Raw genomic sequence first — 16288 nt, forward strand, 5'->3', positions numbered from 1 at the left:
CCGGAGGTCCTAGAGCTTGCCTTCCGCCTGCCAGGCCAGGCGCTTGCGGTAGATGGTCGAGGCGCTGATCTCCAGCAGGGCGGCGGCGCGGGGTATGTTGCCGTCGCAGGCGGCGATGGCCTCCTCGATGACGTCCTTCTCCACCTCCCAGAGCGGCCGGATGCGGTGCCGCGACGAGGTGGCCGGCGGGGCCGCCGGGGTTGCGCCGCCGGCAACCGGGGGCGCCGCGGTCGCCGCCGCGGGCGGGGCGCCGGCGGGGACGGCCAGGGGCGGCGGCAGCATGGCCGGCGTCACCGTGTCGCCGTCGTGCAGCACGACGATGTTGCGCACCACGTTCTGGAGCTGGCGGACGTTGCCGGGCCAGTGATAGGCCCGCAGCACCGCCTCCGCCCGGGGGTCGAAGCGGACGAAGCCCTTTCCTTCCTCGCGGCCGTACTCCAGCAGGAAATTGCGGGCGATGTCGCTCACATCGTCCTCCCGCTCGCGCAGCGGCGGCAGGTGGATGGGGATGACGTGCAGGCGATAATAGAGGTCTTCGCGGAAGCGGCCTTCCTCCACCTCGCGCAGCGGATCGCGGTTGGTGGCGCAGATGATGCGCAGGTCGACCTTCTCCAGCCTGGTCCCGCCCACCGGCATGAAGGTGCCGGTCTGGATGAAGCGCAGCAGCTTGGTCTGGAGGTTGGCTTCCAGCTCGCAGATCTCGTCCAGGAACAGGGTGCCGCCGTCGGCGCGCCCGGCCGCGCCCTCGCGGTCGGCCACCGCACCGGTGAAGGAGCCCTTGGTGTGGCCGAAGATCTCGCTCTCCATCAGGTCCTTGGGGATGGCCCCGCAGTTGATGGCGACGAAGGGCCGGTCGCGGCGCGGGCTCTGGCGGTGGATGGCCTCGGCGCAGACCTCCTTGCCCGTGCCGGATTCACCGGTGATGAACACCGTGGCGCGGGACGAGGCGGCGCTGTCGATGATCCGGTAGACCGCCTGCATGGCAAGCGACGAGCCGATGAAGCCATGGAAGCGCGCCCGCGCCAGGTCGCCCTGCCAGGTGTCGACGATCTGCGACAGGCGCAGGCGTTCCAACGCGTTGCGCACGGTGATGGCCAGACGGTCGGCCGAAAAGGGCTTGACCAGGAAGTCGTAGGCGCCGTGGCGCATCGCCTCGACCGCCACGTTGACGGACCCATGGGCCGTGATGATCACCACCGCGCAGGGAAGCCCCTGCGTCTCCACATGCTTCAGCACGTCCATGCCGTGCATGTCCGGAAGCTGAAGGTCGAGCAGCACGATGCGCGGCGCCCCGTCGGCCAGCGCCGCCAGGGCGGCGGCCCCGGTGTCGACGCTGACGACGCGATGGCCGTCCTTGCGCAGATACTCGGCATAGACCCGCGCCAGGGACGGCGTGTCCTCGACCAGAAGAACGGTATCGGTGTGTGCGTCCATGATCCCGGGTGGTGGTCGATGGCAAGGCGACGCCGGCGTGGTGGCCACGGCCGGCACGGATTCATCCTGTGAATCCGGTTCAGAACGAATTGGGCACAGGAAGAGTGAAAGAATCGCTAACCTTCGCTATCGAATGATTGCTCATCCCCGGCGTGATGCGCACGTTTCACAAACGCGACCCTGCACTGCGGAATGTTCACCCGGGAAGCGGCGGGCCTGCGATCGGCGCTTGTCCAAATCGCCGTGATGGAATATCTGAATTCCACAAACCGATCCGTAGAACCGGCACGAGGTCCGTCGTGAGCGATCCCCTGGTTCCCGCGGCCCCGTCGCCGCTGGACGGCCGGCGCATCCTCCTGGTGATCGCAGGCGGCATCGCGGCCTACAAATGCCTGGACCTGATCCGCCGCCTGCGCGAACGCGGTGCTGCGGTGCGCGCCGTGCTCACCGAAGGCGGGGCGCAGTTCGTCACGCCCCTGTCCGTGCAGGCCCTGACCGAGGACCGGGTCTATCAGGACCTGTGGTCGCTGACCGACGAATCGGAGATGGGGCACATCCGCCTGTCGCGCGAGGCCGACCTGGTAGTGGTCGCCCCCGCCACCGCCGACCTGCTGGCGCGCATGGCGGCCGGGCTGGCCAACGACCTGGCCACGACGCTGCTGCTGGCCACCGACAAGCCGGTGCTGGTGGCCCCGGCGATGAACGTGCGCATGTGGCAGCACCCGGCAACGCAGGCCAACGTGGCGCTGCTGTGCCAGCGCGGCGTGCGCACCGTCGGCCCCAACGACGGGCCCATGGCCTGCCACGAGCACGGGCCCGGCCGCATGGCCGAACCCATGGAGATCCTCGACGCCATCGTCGGGCATTTCAGTGGCGCTGCCGGCGGGCGGCCGCTGGCCGGCCGGCACGCGCTGGTCACCTCCGGACCGACCCACGAACCCATCGACCCCGTGCGCTATATCGCCAACCGGTCGTCGGGCAAGCAGGGGCACGCCATCGCCGCGGCCCTGGCCCGGCTGGGCGCCCGGGTGACGCTGGTCGCCGGGCCGACCCGCGAGCCGGACCCGCCGGGCTGCACCGTGATGCGGATCGAAACGGCGCGCCAGATGCTGGACGCCTGCCTGGCCGCCCTGCCGGCCGACGTGGCGGTGTGCGCCGCCGCGGTGGCGGACTGGCGCGTCAAGGGCACCGCCGGCCAGAAGCTGAAGAAGGACGCCGGCGGCCCGCCGGTGCTGGAGCTGACGGAGAACCCCGACATCCTCGCCACCCTGGCGGCGGCCGAGGCCGGCCGCCGGCCGCGCCTGGTCGTCGGCTTCGCGGCGGAGACGCAGAACATCGTGGAGTACGCCGTGGCCAAGCGGGTGCGCAAGGGCTGCGACTGGATCGTCGCCAACGACGTGTCGCCCGCCGCCGGCACCTTCGGCGGACGCGACAACACCGTGCACCTCATCCGCGGCGGCACGGTGGAACACTGGCCCACCATGGGCAAGGAGGCGGTGGCGGCCCGCCTGGCCGACGCCATCGCCGTTCATCTGGAGAGAGCGGGCCCGTGACCACCCACACCGTTACCGTTCCCGTCCGGCGCCTGCCGCACGGGGAGGGGCTGGCTCTGCCCGCCCATGCCACCCCGCACGCCGCCGGCCTCGATCTGCTGGCGGCCGTCGAGGCTCCGCTGGAACTGCCGCCGGGCGGCCGGGCGCTGGTGCCGACGGGCATCGCTCTGGCCCTGCCCGAGGGCTGGGAGGCGCAGGTGCGCCCGCGCTCCGGCCTGGCGCTGAAGCACGGCGTCACCGTGCTGAACAGCCCCGGCACCATCGACGCCGACTACCGCGGCGAGGTGGGGGTCATCCTGATCAACCACGGCGACCGGCCCTTCGCGGTGGAGCGCGGCCAGCGCATCGCCCAGCTCGTGGTCGCTCCCGCGTTCCGGGTCGTCTGGAGCGAGACGGCCGTCCTGCCCGACAGCGCGCGGGGCGCCGGCGGTTTCGGCTCCACCGGACATTTCAGCCAGAAGGCCGATTGATGCTGCGAATCTCCAAGAAGCTGATGTTCGCCATCGAGGCGGTGCTCGACATCGCCTACAACGCCGGCACCGAGCCGGTGCAGTCGGGCGAGATCACCCGCCGCCAGGGCATCCCCAAACGCTATCTGGAGCAGGTGCTTCAGCAGCTCGTGCGCGAAGGCGTCCTGGCCGGGGTGCGCGGGCCCCGCGGCGGCTACCGGCTGGCGCGCGAACGCCGGCGCATCACCGTGGGCGAGATCGTGCGCGTCGTCCGCGCCATGGAGACGGCAACAGACCCCATCGAGGAACCCGCCGGCTCCATCCTCGGTCATAAGGTGGTGCGGCCCCTGTGGGCGGAGCTGTACGACGACTGCATGCAGCGGCTCGACTCCGTGACCATCGAGGACCTGTGCATGCGCGCCCGCACCGCCGGTGTGGAGAGCGAAACCGAGGACCGCATCGATTTCAGCATTTGAAATCGGGCGCCGGGGGAGTATCTTCACTACCGGTTTGTGAAATGCAGAATTTGCACTGATTGGGAGGGTGAAATCATGGCCGGTCCCGAGTTCCGCGGCAAGATCTACGACAGCATCCTCGACACCATCGGCGCCACGCCGCTGGTGCGCGTCCGCCGCCTGGCCGAGGATGCCGGCGTCACGGCCGAGGTCGTCGGCAAGCTGGAGTTCTTCAACCCGCTGGCCAGCGTCAAGGACCGCATCGGTGCCGCCATGATCGAGGCGGCCGAACGCGAGGGGCGCATCACGCCGGGCAAGACCACGCTGGTGGAGCCGACCTCGGGCAACACCGGCATCGCGCTGGCCTTCGCCGCCGCCGCCAGGGGCTACCGCCTGATCCTGACCATGCCGGAGAGCATGTCGATCGAGCGGCGCAAGATGCTGAAGCTGCTGGGGGCGGAGCTGGAGCTGACGCCGGCGGCCGAGGGCATGAAGGGCGCCATCCGCAAGGCGGAGGAGCTGCTGGCCAGCCTGCCCGACGCGTTCATGCCGCAGCAGTTCAAGAACGCCGCCAACCCCGAGGTCCACCGCCGCACCACCGCCGAGGAGATCTGGCGCGACACCGACGGCAAGGTCGACATCCTGATCTCCGGCGTCGGCACCGGCGGCACCCTGACCGGCGTCGCCGGCGTGCTGAAGGCGCGCAAGCCCGGCTTCCGGGCCATCGCGGTGGAGCCGGAGGACAGCCCCGTCCTGTCGGGCGGCATGCCCGGCCCCCACAAAATCCAGGGCATCGGCGCCGGGTTCGTCCCCGACATCCTGGAAACCGGCCTGATCGACGAAGTGGTGCGCATCTCCAACCAGCGGGCCTTCGAGACCGCCCGCAAGGTGGCCCGGCTGGAGGGTCTGCCGGTCGGCATCTCCTCCGGGGCCGCCCTGGCCGCCGCGCTGGAGGTGGGCGGGCGGCCGGAGAACGCCGGCAAGCTGATCGTGGCGATCATCCCGTCCTTCGCCGAGCGCTACCTGTCCACCGCCCTGTTCGAGGGGCTGGAGTAAACCGGCCGTCTCCCCCGGCCGGTCCCGGCCGGGGGAGACCGTTACGCAATCAGGTCCTCCACCGCCGCCTTCAGGGCGTTGGGCAGCACCGGCTTGTGCAGCAGCCGGCAGCCGGCGGCGTCGGCCTCGGCCCGGCGCTCCGGGGTGGTGTCGCCGGTCAGCACGATGGCCGGCACCGTGGCGTTGCAGTGCCGGCGGACCATGGCCACCACATCGGCGCCGGTGTGGCCGCCGGGCAGGAAATGGTCGGCCAGCACCAGGGCCGGAGGCTCCGTCAGGGTGCCGAGGCTCCCCGACAGTTCTTCCGCCGACTGGGCGGTGAGCACGTCGTAGCCCCAGGTTTCCAGGATCATTCCCAGGCCCTCGACAATGGACGGATCATCATCGACGACGACGATGAGACGCCCGGCCGCCGCGTTGCCCATTGAGGTCTCCCATATCCGCACGGATCAGGTGCTGCCCGATTCGCTTTAGCCGATGGGCTGCGGCGGGCTCAACCCGTCCAAAGATCATATGATAGGAAACGCATTTTTGGGTTGTGGTACCCGAAGGGGGATGCCCTCCGGGCATCCCCGCCGGGGTCAGGCGCGCAACGTTCCGCCGGTGGCCTTGGTGACCGCGGCGACGATCCGGCGCCCGATCTCCTCGATGTCCTTGTCGGTCAAGGTGCGATCGACCGGCTGAAGGGTGACGGAGATGGCCACCGACTTGCGGCCCTCCTCGACGCCCGGCCCCTGGTAGACGTCGAAGACGCCGACGTCGCGGATCAGCGCCTTGTCGGCACCCCGGGCGGCCCGGGCGATGCGGTCGGCATCGACCCCGGCGTCGACCAGGAAGGCGAAATCGCGCTCCACCGGCTGGAAGGCGGAGAGCTGCAGCAGCGGCTTGGCGGTGCCGCCCTTCTTCCTGGCCGACGGCACGGCGTCGAGGAACACCTCGAAGCCGGCCACCGGCCCGCGCACGCCCAGAGCCTCCAACACGCCGGGGTGCAGTTCGCCGAAGCGGGCCAGCACCGCCGGGCCGAGGCGCAGCGTGCCGGAGCGGCCGGGGTGGTACCAGGCGGGCGCGTCGGCGCCGATCACCAGATTGGCGGTCGGCGCGCCGGCCGCCTCCAGCACCGCCAGGGCGTCGGCCTTGGCGTCGTAGACGTCGACCGGGCGGGCGGTCTCCGACCAGTGGCGCGGCACGGCGTTGCCGCAACGCACGCCGGCGGCCACCAGGTCCTGCCCCTGCGGCGTCGGGTCGCGGTAGGCCGGCCCCACCTCGAACAGGGCGGCGTCGGCGATGCCGCGGTCGGCGTTGCGCCCGGCTGCCTGCACCAGATTGGGCAGGATGGAGGGCCGCATGACGTCCAGGTCGGCGCTGATCGGGTTGAGCAGGCGCAGCCCCGGATCGACGCCGCCGAAGCGTTCGGCCACGGCGGAGGACAGGAACGACCAGGTCACCGCCTCGTGCAGGCCGCGGGCCGCCAGGGTGCGCCGGGCCATGACGACGCGGCGCTGCGCCGGCGTCAGGGCCGGCTTCGCCACCACGCCTTCCCGCTCCAGCGGCGTGGCGGGGATGGCGTCGAAGCCGTGGACGCGCAGCACCTCCTCCACCAGGTCCGCCTCGCCGTGGATGTCCTGCCGCCACGAGGGGATGGACACCGACAGCGTCCCGTCCTCCGCCTCGCGCAGGCCGCAGCCCAGCGCCGCCAGGATGTGGGTCTGGGCGTCCAGGGGCAGGTCGACGCCGCCCAGGTGCTTCACCCGCGACGGACGGAAGCGGACGGCGCGACGCCAGTCCGGTTCCGCCCCCGCGATGACCGGTTCCGACGGCTCGCCGCCGCACAGGGCCAGGATCAGGCGGGTGGCGCGCTCCATGCCCTGCATGACGGCCGCGGGGTCGACGCCGCGCTCGAAGCGGTAGCGGGCGTCGGAGTCGATGCCCAGGCGGCGGCCGGTGGCGGCGATGCGCACGGGGTCGAACAGCGCCGCTTCCACGAAGACGTCCGTGGTGGCCTCGGTGCAGCCGGTGGACTCGCCGCCGATGATGCCGCCCAGGCCCAGCGGGCCCTCGTGGTCGGCGATGACGATCATCGCGGGGTCGACGGCGTAATCCTTGTCGTTGAGCGCCCGGAACGTTTCGCCGTCGCGGCCTGCCCGCACGATGATGCCGCCGCGCACCCTGGCGGCGTCGAAGACGTGCAGCGGCCGCGCCGCGTCGAAGGTCATGTAGTTGGTGATGTCCACCAGCGCCGAGATGGGCCGCAGGCCGATGGCCGCCAGCTTGTCCTGCAGCCACTTGGGCGAGGGGCCGTTGCGCACGCCACGGATCAGGCGGCCGACGAACAGCGGGCAGCCGTCCGGCTCCTCGATGGTGACGGAGAGCGGGCAGGGGAAGGTGCCGGCGACGGGCGTGGCGTCGAGCAGCCCGTCCTCCAGCGGCTTCAGCCGGCCGAGCCCGGCGGCGGCCAGGTCGCGGGCGATGCCGCGCACGCCGGCGCAGTCGGCGCGGTCGGGGGTGAGCGCCACGTCGATGACGGGATCGCCCAATCCGGCGTAGGCGGCGAAGGGCGTGCCGACGGGGGCGTCGTCCGGCAGCTCGATGATGCCGTTGTGCTCCTCCGACAGCTTCAGCTCGCGTTCCGAGCACATCATGCCGTTGGATTCGACACCGCGGATCACGCCCTTCTTCAGCGTGATGTCGGAACCGGGAATGTGGGTGCCGATGGGGGCGAACACGCCCTTCATGCCGGCGCGCGCGTTGGGGGCGCCGCACACGACCTGCAACCGTTCGCTGCCGGTGTCGACGGTCAGCACCCGCAGCTTGTCGGCGTCGGGGTGCTTGTCGGCGGTGACCACGTGGCCGACCACGAAGGCGGCCAGTTCCTTCGCCCGGTCCTCCACCCCCTCGACCTCCAGGCCGAGCATGGTCAGGCGCTGCGTGATCTCGTCCAGCGAGGCGTCGGTTTCCAGATGGTCCTTCAGCCAGGACAGCGTGAACTTCATGGGGCCGGGTCCTTCAGCGGGTCGGGCGTCAGCGGGTCAGGCCGTGGGCGGGCGAGGGGATGTCGAGAGGCACGAAGCCGTAGTGCTTCAGCCAGCGCAGGTCCGCCTCGAAGAAGGTGCGCAGGTCCGGGATGCCGTACTTCAGCATGGCGATGCGCTCGATCCCCATGCCGAAGGCGAAACCCTGGTAGCGGGTGCTGTCGATGCCGCAGGCCTCCAGCACGTTGGGATGGACCATGCCGCAGCCCAGGATCTCCAGCCAGTCGCCGTAGTTGCCGAGCTTCAGCTCGCCCCCCTTGCGCGAACAGCCGATGTCCACCTCCGCCGACGGCTCGGTGAAGGGGAAGAAGCTGGGGCGGAAGCGCAGCGGCAGGTCGTCCACGTCGAAGAAGGCGCGGCAGAAATCGATCAGGCAGCCCTTCAGGTGGCCCATGTGCGTGGCTTCGTCGATGACCAGCCCTTCCACCTGGTGGAACATGGGCGTGTGGGTCATGTCGTAGTCGGAGCGGTAGGTGCGCCCCGGCGCGATGATGCGGATGGGCGGCTTGACGCTCATCATGGTGCGGACCTGCACCGGGCTGGTGTGGGTGCGCAGCAGCATGCGCCGCCCGTCGGCGGTGTCGGGCAGATAGAAGGTGTCGTGCATGTCCCGCGCGGGATGGCCGGGCGGGAAGTTGAGGGCGGTGAAGTTGTGGAAGTCGTCTTCCACGTCCGGCCCCTCGGCCACCGCGAACCCCATCTCGGCGAAGATGGCGACCAGCTCGTCCACGGTCTGGCTGATGGGGTGGATGCGGCCCCGCGGCTCGGGGCGGACGGGCAGGGTGACGTCGACGCGCTCCGCCTCCAGCCGGGCGGCGAGGTGGGCGGCGTGCAGTTCGGTCTTGCGGGCGTCGATGGCCGCCGCGATCTCGTCCTTCAGCGCGTTCAGCGCGGCCCCGCGCTCGCGCCGCTCCTCGGGGGAGAGGCCGCCCAGCTCCTTCATAAGGCCGGTGATGCGGCCCTTCTTGCCCAGGGCGGCGACGCGGACCTCCTCGAGTGCGGCCAGGTCGGGCGCCTCGCTCACCAGGGTCAGCAGTTCGGTCTTCAGTGCATCCGGCATGGTACTTGACTCCAGCGACGCAATCGTAGTCGGCCCGACGCGAAAAAAAGGGAGCCGATCCCCGCGGACCGGCTCCCTTCGGATGTCAGGCGTTCGGACCCGCGCACGAGGTGCGGATCAGGCGGCCTTCGCGCTGAGAGCGTCCCGGGCGCGGTCGACCAGCGCCTTGAAGGAGTCCGGCTCCCGCGCGGCCAGGTCGGCCAGCACCTTGCGGTCCATCTCGATGCCGGCCAGCTTGATGCCGTTGATGAAGCGCGAGTAGGTCAGGCCGTGCTGGCGCACGCCGGCGTTGATGCGCTGGATCCACAGGCCGCGGAAATCGCGCTTCTTGTTGCGGCGGTCGCGGTAGGCGTAGCGAAGCGCCTTCTCGACCTTCTCGATGGCGATGCGGAAGCAGGTCGAGTTGCGGCCGCGGTAGCCCTTGGCCAGCTTCAGGATCTTGCGGTGACGGGCGTGCGTGGTGACGCCGCGCTTGACACGAGCCATGGTTCAGTCCTCCCCGGGATCAGGCGTTGCGCAGCCAGTTCTTCAGCACGATGCGGGCATCCGGCTCCGCCAGCGTCATCATGCCGCGCGCATTGCGCTTCATCTTGGAGGTCTTGTGCTGCAGGCAGTGACGCTTGAAGGCGGCCTGGGCGCGCACCTTGCCGGTTCCGGTCACCTTGAAGCGCTTCTTGGCGCCGCTCTTGGTCTTAAGCTTGGGCATTTTCATCCTCTGCTCAGGGGTCGTAACGGGGCGGTTGGGCATGCCCCGGGCGCTCCGGCCCGGCCTCGCCGCCCGTCGAAGCGTGGGTTTATACGCGCGCCCCCCGGCCAAGGCAAGCGGCCCGTTGGCCCGTCCGCCATGCGTCGTGCCGCGGTGCGGCGCGTTTCGCGCTACGCCCCCTGCCGCAGATCCCGGAAGCGCTCCGTCGCCTGGATCAGGGCGGCGCGGATGCCGGGCTCCATGGCGGAGTGGCCGGCGTCGGGAATGATGCGGTAGTCGGCCTCCGGCCAGACGCGGCGCAGCTCGTCGGCCGACACGATGGGGCACACCACGTCGTAGCGGCCCTGCACGATCACCGCCGGCAGATGGCGGATGCGGTGCACGTTCCGCAGCAGCCGGTCCTCCGGCGTGAAGCGGTTGGCGCGGAAATAGTGCGCCTCGATGCGCGCCAGGCCCAGGGCGTGGTTGTCCTCCCCCGACGCGGCGATCAGGTCGGGCGACGGCAGCAGGGACGAGCAGGCGCCCTCGTACATGCTCCACGCCCGCGCCGCGGCCAGGCGCACGGTGCGGTCGGGGGAATCCAGCCGGCGCCAGTAGGCTTCCAGCAGGTCGCCCCGCTCGGCCTCCGGAATATGGCCGGCGAAGGACGACCAGGCTTCCGGGAAGATCATGCGCATGTGGTAGAGGAACCAGTCGATCTCGGCGCGGCGCATCAGGAAGATGCCGCGCAGGATCAGGCCGCGGCAGCGCTCGGGATGGGTCTGGGCGTAGGCCAGCGCCAGGGTAGAGCCCCAGGAGCCGCCGAACAGGTGCCAGCGGTCGATGCGCAGGTGGCGGCGCAGGGTCTCGATGTCCTCCACCAGCAGCTCGGTGGTGTTGCGCCGCACCTCGCCCGGCGGCGTGGAGCGCCCGGCGCCGCGCTGGTCGAACACCACGATGCGGTAGTAGCGCGGGTCGAAGAAGCGGCGGTGCGTCGGCGAGGCGCCGGCGCCGGGGCCGCCGTGCAGGAACACCACCGGCACGCCGTTCGGGTTGCCGCACTGCTCCCAGTAAAGGGTGTGGAGGTCGTCGACCGCGAGGCGGCCGGTCTCGAACGGTTCGATGGGCGGGAAAAGCTCGGTGCGCGGCATGCGGCGGGTCCTGTGGTGGGCGGCCAGTGTACGGGGCTCCGGCCGTCCCCGCCAAGCCTCGCCGGTGGCGGGGCGTCATACGGCCGGAAAATGATCACTTCCATCATTTTCCGGCCGTGAAACCCGGCAGATCAATGCCTTGGCATTGGTCGAGAGGGTGATACCGGCGGCACCCTTCAGGTGCCGCCGGTATCAGAGCGCCGCCAGTTCGTCCGCTACGGCCAGGAAGGCGTCGACCACCCGCGGATCGTAGCGCACGCCCGACAGGCGCCGGATCTCCGCCACCGCCGCGGCGTGGCCGAGGGCGGGCCGGTGGGGGCGCGGGGAGGTCATGGCGTCGTAGCCGTCGGCCACCGCGGCGATCCGGGCGGCCAGCGGGATGGCGGTGCCCTTCAGCCCGTCGGGGTAGCCGCTGCCGTCCCACGCCTCGTGATGGTGGCGGGCGACGTCGACGGCCAGATGCAGGTGGGTGCGCCCCTCACCGCGCCGTGCCGCATGCTCCAGCAGGGCGGCACCGGCGGCGGCGTGGGCCTGCATGGCCGCGCGCTCTGCCGCGTCCAGCGGGCCGTCCTTGCCGCGAAGGGCCGGGTCGAGGGAGGCGTTGCCCACGTCGTGGAGGATGCAGGCCAGCCCGATGCCTTCCAGGAACGGCTCGTCCACCGGCCCCGCCGCGGTTCCGGCGTCGGCCAGGCGGTGGGCGATGCGCTCGGCCACCGCGGCGATGCGCAGCGTCGCTTCCGGCCGGCCCGCGTCGGCCGGGGCCGGCACGGCGGTCCGCCCCTCCGCCAGGTCGGCCAGCAGCACCAGCGTTCCCTCCTGGGCGCGGCGGAGCTGGTCGTGCAGGTACAGATTGTCGAACCCCACCGAGATCTTGGCGCAGAACAGCTCGATCAGGCTGCGGTCCAGCTCCGACAGCGGGCGGTCGGAGCGCAGGTAGACCACGTTCTCCCGGTCGTTGGGGGAGCGGATGTAGAGGGTGCAGTGGTCCGGTTCGTAGAAGTGCCGGCGGGCCTCCAGGCAGCGCAGGATGGCGGCCAGCACGTCCGGGTCGATGTGCTCCCCCGCCGGCTCGTTGATCAGGGATTCGAAACGGCCCGACCCGGCCAGCACGTACAGCCCGTCCCGCGTGCCGCCCAGCACCGGGCCGCGCTGCACGCACAGGATGGCGTCGGGGCCGACGCCCAGGATGGCGGAGAGCTGGGTCAGCACGCCCGCCGCGAACAGCTTCATCGAGCGCGCCTTGAACAGGGACGACGACGCCTCGATGATCTTCTCCAGACCGCGCCGGTTCGTCTCGATGGCCATGATGTCCTCATAGCTGCGCAGCGCCGCCACCGTGGTGGTGAAGAGCTGCTGTGCCGTGAGCTGCGTCTTGGCCTTGTAATCGTTGATGTCGTAATCGAGGATCACCGCCCGCTCCGGCGCCTGACCGGGCTGGCCGGTGCGCAGGATGATGCGCACGTGGCGGTTCTTCAGCACCTCGCGGATGTGGTGCACCAACTTCAGCCCGGCGTCGTCGGTCTCCATCACCACGTCCAGCAGGATGATGGCGATGTCGCTTTCCCGCGCCAGCACGTCGCGCGCCTCGGCGGCCGAATAGGCGGACAGGAACTGCGCCGGCCGTCCCTTGTAGGAGAAGTCGGCGAGCACGAGCTTGGTGATCGAGTGCACCTCCGGCTCGTCGTCGACGATCAGCATCTTCCAGCGCGGCGACACCGCCGACGGCGGCCGCTCACCGTGCCCGTCGTGCTCGTCGAGGAACAGAAGGTCGTCGTCCGCGTCGCTCATGGGAATGGACTCTCAAATCCGGATGCCGCGATCGCCGCCGACCTTATCACGCGATCCGGCGGAAGTCGGCGGGAAAGCTCGTCTACGTCCGAACACCGGCGTCAGAACACCGCCAGCTCGGCGATCACGCAATCGCGGCCGCGCCGCGCCAGCGACCCGCAGGCGCCGTCGATCTGGGCGGCGGAGAAGGGGCCGATCCCCATCTCGTAGACCGCGCCGCCGCCGCGGAACACCGGCCACACCATGGGCGGCACGCTGCGCCATTCCATGCCCGGACCGTCGATGAACTCCTGCCAGGCGCGCAGGCCCTCGCCGTAGCTGACGAACTCCCCCAGCTTGGCGACGTAGTGCGGGCCGGTGCCCAGCGGCGGCACGCCCGGCATGGGGTAGGCGCCGGCGACGCCGGTGAAGCCGGCCATCCCCGCCACCACCTTGCCGCGCCCCGGCATCGACAGGGTCAGTCGGCCGTTGGTCACGTCCAGCAGCCCGACGACCTCGCCCTTGCGCAGGGTGAAGGACTGGCGCTTGCGGTTCTCCAGCAGTTCGGTGACGCCGATGGCGCGGGTGGCGACGACGTAGCCCTGAAGCCCGCTGACCCCGTATCCGGCCCAGTCGGCCCCGCGCGGCACCGCGTTGTCCCACGCGTTGCGCGGCACCAGCGCCGCGGCGGGGCCGCCGCCGGCGGTGTCCGCCGTCCCCGCCGCCGCGCCGCTGCCGCCGCCGGCCGGTGCGGGACCGGTGTAGGGACGCGGGACGTGGACGGGGTCCAGGGAGTCCATGGGCACATAGCCGATGGGGCTGCCGCCGATGGCCACCTGCGTCCAGGTGGTGCCGCGCGGCGTGCCCAGGGCGTTCAGCGCCCGGCCGCGCTTGAGCGTCTGCACGATGCGGGCGTTCTGGTCGGGGGCGATGCGCACCTCGACGTCGCGGTTCAGCACCACCTCGCCCAGCAGCGGGGCGCCGACGGCGACCGGGCTCTGCGCCCGTGCCGGCGCGGGACCGGCCACGGCGAGGGTGGCGGCCAGGAGAATCAGCGCGGCAATGATGGGATGGCGTGCCATGGGGTGCGGGGAAGGTCGTGCCGGGGGCGCCATTGTGCCGCGCCGGTGCCGGCCGGGGCAACCGGAGTCCGGGAGACCGCGTCAGGAGGCAGCGCTTTGCGGCGCCGGCCGGCCCAGCGCGGCGATGATGGCGTCCTCCAGGCAGCGCACCGGCGGGGCGGGGCGGGCGGAGCCGTGCAGCAGGGCGATCTCCACCTCCGGCAGGGCCGGCAGACCCTCGGCGGGGCCGACCACACGCAGGTCCGGCGGCACGGTGCAGGCTTCCAGCGCCGTGACCGCCAGACCGCCCGTCACGGCGCCGTGGATGGCCAGGATGCTGCCGCTGGCGAAGGCGACGCGCCAGCGCCGGCCGGCGCGGTCCAGCGCGTCCGTCGACAGGGCGCGGCAGACGCAGCCGGGAGGGAACACCGCCAGCGGCAGCGGATCGTCCCGTTCGGCCGCGGCGGCGGGCGGGGCGGCCCACACCAGCGGCTCGCGCCGCAGCGCCGTTCCCCCGGCGGTCCCCGGCATCCGGGTGACCAGGGCCAGATCCACCGCGCCGCGCTCCACCGCCGGGGTCAGGTCGGCGCTGTCGTCGCACACCACCTCCACCGGCACCTCGGGATGGGCGGCGACCAGGCGGGCCAGCAGCGGCGGCAACAGCAGGGTGGCGTAGTCGTCGGGCGCGCCGATGCGCACCGGGCGGCTCCCCGCCCGCCGGCCGACGGCGGCCAGCGCCTCGTCGTTCAGGGTCAGCAGGCGGCGCGCGTAGGCCAGCAGCCGTTCGCCGTCCGGCGTCAGGTGCACGCCGCGGGGGTCGCGCTCGAACACGCGGGCCCCCACCGCGTCCTCCAGCCGCTTCACCTGCTGGCTGACGGCGGCCTGGGTGCGCAGCAGCGTCTGCGCCGCGCGGGTGAAGCTGCGCGCGTCGGCGACCGCCACGAAGGCGCGCAGCAGGTCGGTGTCGAGGTTGGCGGCCATGGGGCCATTGAAGCAGAGCGGCACCCCGGCCGGCAAGGGCGGCCCGCCCATCACGCCCGGTTATGGTGCCATAAGGCCAATTCGTTTTCGTTCCCCGGCCATTTGGCCCGGAATCTTCGCAGCGGTCCCTCTCGGGGGCCCGGGAGCGGAGGCGGGGCGATGGTGTTCGCGGCGATGGCGCGGGTGGTGGTGACGGCGGCGCGGCAGGCGGAGGATCCCGAGGCGCTCATACAATCGTGGAGCCGGCGCCCGCGAGCGGTTAGACTCACACCGTCACCGCCACCGACCGCAGGAGGCCGCGCCATGACCCGCGACGATCCCGACGCTACCCTGACCGCGCCGAACGCCGCGCTGCGCACCGCCGCGGCCGCCGCCGCAGGCGGCCTGTTCGACGGCCGGCCGTTCCTGAAGGTGGTCGGCGGGCCGTTGCTGGGCCGCCGCATCTTCCTCGAATTCGGCGAAACCACGCTCGGCCGCGGCGAAGCGGCCGGTATCGGCTTGCCGGACCCCAACGTGTCGCGCGAACACGCCGCGGTCGTCTTCGATGGCCGCGCCTTCCGTCTGGTCGACCGGGAGAGCCGCAACGGCACCCTGCTGAACGGACGCCCGGTGGCGGAAGGGGAACTGGCCTTCGGCGACCGCATCCGCATCGGCACCAGCGAGATGGAGTTCACCTGCGAAGGCTTCGAACTGGTGGCCAGCAGCCCCGACCAGGCGGAGCAGGCCTACCGCCGCACGCTGGAGCGGCGGGACACCTTCGTCGCCGCGCTGGCCGGCCTGCGCACCGCACTGGCGATCCGCTCCGGCCGCGGCGAGGAGGTGGCGGCGCTGGACGGCCAACTGGCCCGGTTGCGCGGCTGAGCCGGTGTGCCCGGATCGGGCCGTATCCGGCCCGGGCACACCGGCGAACTCTATGGATCTTTTCGGGGCTCTTCCTCAGGCCGCCCGCACGCGGGCGATGAAGCCGTCCACCTCGGTGCGCAACGTGCCGGCCTCCTGAGACAGGCGGTTGGCGGCGGACAGCACCTCGGCGGCGGCGGTGCCGGCCTCGCGGGCGGCGGTGCTGACACCGGTGATGTTGTCCGACACCTCCTGCGTGCCGCAGGCCGCCTGCTGGACGTTGCGACCGATCTCCTGCGTCGCCGCCGCCTGCTCCTCCACCGCTGCCGCGATCGTGCCGGCGATCTCGTTGACGTCGCTGATGGTCTTGCCGATGTCGCGGATCGCCGTCACCGCACCGCCGGTCTGCGCCTGGATCTCGGCGATCTGGGCGGCGATGTCCTCGGTGGCCCTGGCGGTCTGGTTGGCCAGCGCCTTGACCTCGCTGGCCACCACGGCGAAGCCCTTGCCCGCTTCGCCGGCCCGCGCCGCCTCGATGGTGGCGTTCAGCGCCAGCAGGTTGGTCTGGCCGGCGATGTTCTGGATCAGGCTGACCACGTCGCCGATGCGCTGGGCCGCGGTGGCCAGCCCCTCGACGGTGGTGTTGGTGCGCTCCGCGGCACCCTGCGCGTCCCTGGAGATGCGGGCGGACTCGCTGACCCGGCGGCTGATCTCGGTGATGGAGCTGCCCAGCTCCTCCGACGCGGCGGCGACGGTCTGGACGTTGG

The 16288-nt window shown here is 71.7% G+C and carries 16 protein-coding genes; 5 read left to right on the plus strand and 11 right to left on the minus strand.

Features of this window, described 5'->3' with window-relative positions; genetic code table 11:
* Window positions 1-9 precede the first annotated feature (9 nt).
* On the minus strand, window positions 10-1434 hold the full coding sequence (locus G472_RS0127335) for a sigma-54-dependent transcriptional regulator (protein ID WP_029010934.1): 1425 nt from the start codon (window positions 1432-1434) through the stop codon (window positions 10-12).
* A gap of 299 nt (window positions 1435-1733) precedes the next feature.
* Here G472_RS0127335 and coaBC point away from each other — a divergent pair, with 299 nt between their 5' ends.
* The 4 genes from coaBC (at window position 1734) to cysK (ending at window position 4947) form a co-directional block, all read left to right on the plus strand.
* Window positions 1734-2987: a bifunctional phosphopantothenoylcysteine decarboxylase/phosphopantothenate--cysteine ligase CoaBC gene (gene coaBC / locus G472_RS0127340; RefSeq protein ID WP_245593596.1), complete on the plus strand. Its 1254-nt coding sequence runs from the start codon at window positions 1734-1736 to the stop codon at window positions 2985-2987.
* Window positions 2984-3457 (plus strand): dUTP diphosphatase, encoded by a 474-nt coding sequence (gene dut / locus G472_RS0127345; protein ID WP_029010936.1) that lies wholly within the window; start codon window positions 2984-2986, stop codon window positions 3455-3457. Before coaBC ends, dut begins: the two co-directional genes overlap by 4 nt.
* The gene (locus G472_RS0127350; RefSeq protein ID WP_029010937.1) at window positions 3457-3912 is read left to right on the plus strand and encodes an RrF2 family transcriptional regulator; all 456 of its coding nucleotides are present in this window, start codon (window positions 3457-3459) and stop codon (window positions 3910-3912) included. The genes dut and G472_RS0127350 overlap by 1 nt, the downstream gene beginning before the upstream one ends.
* Before the next feature lie 75 nt (window positions 3913-3987).
* Window positions 3988-4947: a cysteine synthase A gene (gene cysK, locus G472_RS0127355; RefSeq protein ID WP_029010938.1), complete on the plus strand. Its 960-nt coding sequence runs from the start codon at window positions 3988-3990 to the stop codon at window positions 4945-4947.
* 41 nt (window positions 4948-4988) lie between these two features.
* Here the strand turns inward: cysK and G472_RS0127360 are convergent, their stop codons facing one another.
* The 9 genes from G472_RS0127360 to G472_RS0127400 form a co-directional block, all read right to left on the minus strand.
* The gene (locus G472_RS0127360; protein ID WP_029010939.1) at window positions 4989-5372 is read right to left on the minus strand and encodes a response regulator; all 384 of its coding nucleotides are present in this window, start codon (window positions 5370-5372) and stop codon (window positions 4989-4991) included.
* Window positions 5373-5528: 156 nt separating this feature from the next.
* Entirely contained in the window at window positions 5529-7937 is a 2409-nt protein-coding gene (gene pheT / locus G472_RS0127365) for a phenylalanine--tRNA ligase subunit beta (protein WP_029010940.1), read from the minus strand.
* A 28-nt stretch (window positions 7938-7965) separates the two neighbouring features.
* Complete coding sequence (gene pheS / locus G472_RS0127370; RefSeq protein WP_029010941.1) at window positions 7966-9036, minus strand: phenylalanine--tRNA ligase subunit alpha; 1071 nt, start codon at window positions 9034-9036, stop codon at window positions 7966-7968.
* Window positions 9037-9153: 117 nt separating this feature from the next.
* Window positions 9154-9522 carry a 50S ribosomal protein L20 gene (gene rplT / locus G472_RS0127375; protein ID WP_029010942.1) on the minus strand — a complete coding sequence of 123 codons (369 nt, stop codon included), beginning with the start codon at window positions 9520-9522 and terminating at the stop codon, window positions 9154-9156.
* Between the two features lie 19 nt (window positions 9523-9541).
* Window positions 9542-9742, minus strand: coding sequence for a 50S ribosomal protein L35 (gene rpmI / locus G472_RS0127380; protein WP_029010943.1), 201 nt, complete (start codon window positions 9740-9742; stop codon window positions 9542-9544).
* A gap of 170 nt (window positions 9743-9912) precedes the next feature.
* On the minus strand, window positions 9913-10872 hold the full coding sequence (gene pip / locus G472_RS0127385) for a prolyl aminopeptidase (RefSeq protein WP_029010944.1): 960 nt from the start codon (window positions 10870-10872) through the stop codon (window positions 9913-9915).
* Window positions 10873-11064: 192 nt separating this feature from the next.
* Window positions 11065-12660 carry a DUF3369 domain-containing protein gene (locus tag G472_RS0127390; protein WP_029010945.1) on the minus strand — a complete coding sequence of 532 codons (1596 nt, stop codon included), beginning with the start codon at window positions 12658-12660 and terminating at the stop codon, window positions 11065-11067.
* A 101-nt stretch (window positions 12661-12761) separates the two neighbouring features.
* A complete protein-coding gene (locus G472_RS0127395; RefSeq protein ID WP_035693791.1) occupies window positions 12762-13721 on the minus strand; it encodes an SH3 domain-containing protein in 960 nt (319 codons plus the stop codon).
* Window positions 13722-13802: 81 nt separating this feature from the next.
* Window positions 13803-14681, minus strand: a complete 879-nt coding sequence (locus G472_RS0127400) for a LysR substrate-binding domain-containing protein (protein WP_029010947.1) — start codon at window positions 14679-14681, stop codon at window positions 13803-13805.
* Between the two features lie 303 nt (window positions 14682-14984).
* Between G472_RS0127400 and G472_RS37675 the strand changes: the two genes are divergently transcribed.
* Window positions 14985-15542 carry an FHA domain-containing protein gene (locus G472_RS37675; RefSeq protein ID WP_051341392.1) on the plus strand — a complete coding sequence of 186 codons (558 nt, stop codon included), beginning with the start codon at window positions 14985-14987 and terminating at the stop codon, window positions 15540-15542.
* Window positions 15543-15617: 75 nt separating this feature from the next.
* Here the strand turns inward: G472_RS37675 and G472_RS0127410 are convergent.
* Window positions 15618-16288, minus strand: a 671-nt coding sequence (locus G472_RS0127410; RefSeq protein WP_029010948.1) for a methyl-accepting chemotaxis protein, incomplete at its 5' end; no start/stop codon positions are given.

It is taken from the genome of Azospirillum halopraeferens DSM 3675 (assembly GCF_000429625.1).
GTDB lineage: Bacteria > Pseudomonadota > Alphaproteobacteria > Azospirillales > Azospirillaceae > Azospirillum > Azospirillum halopraeferens.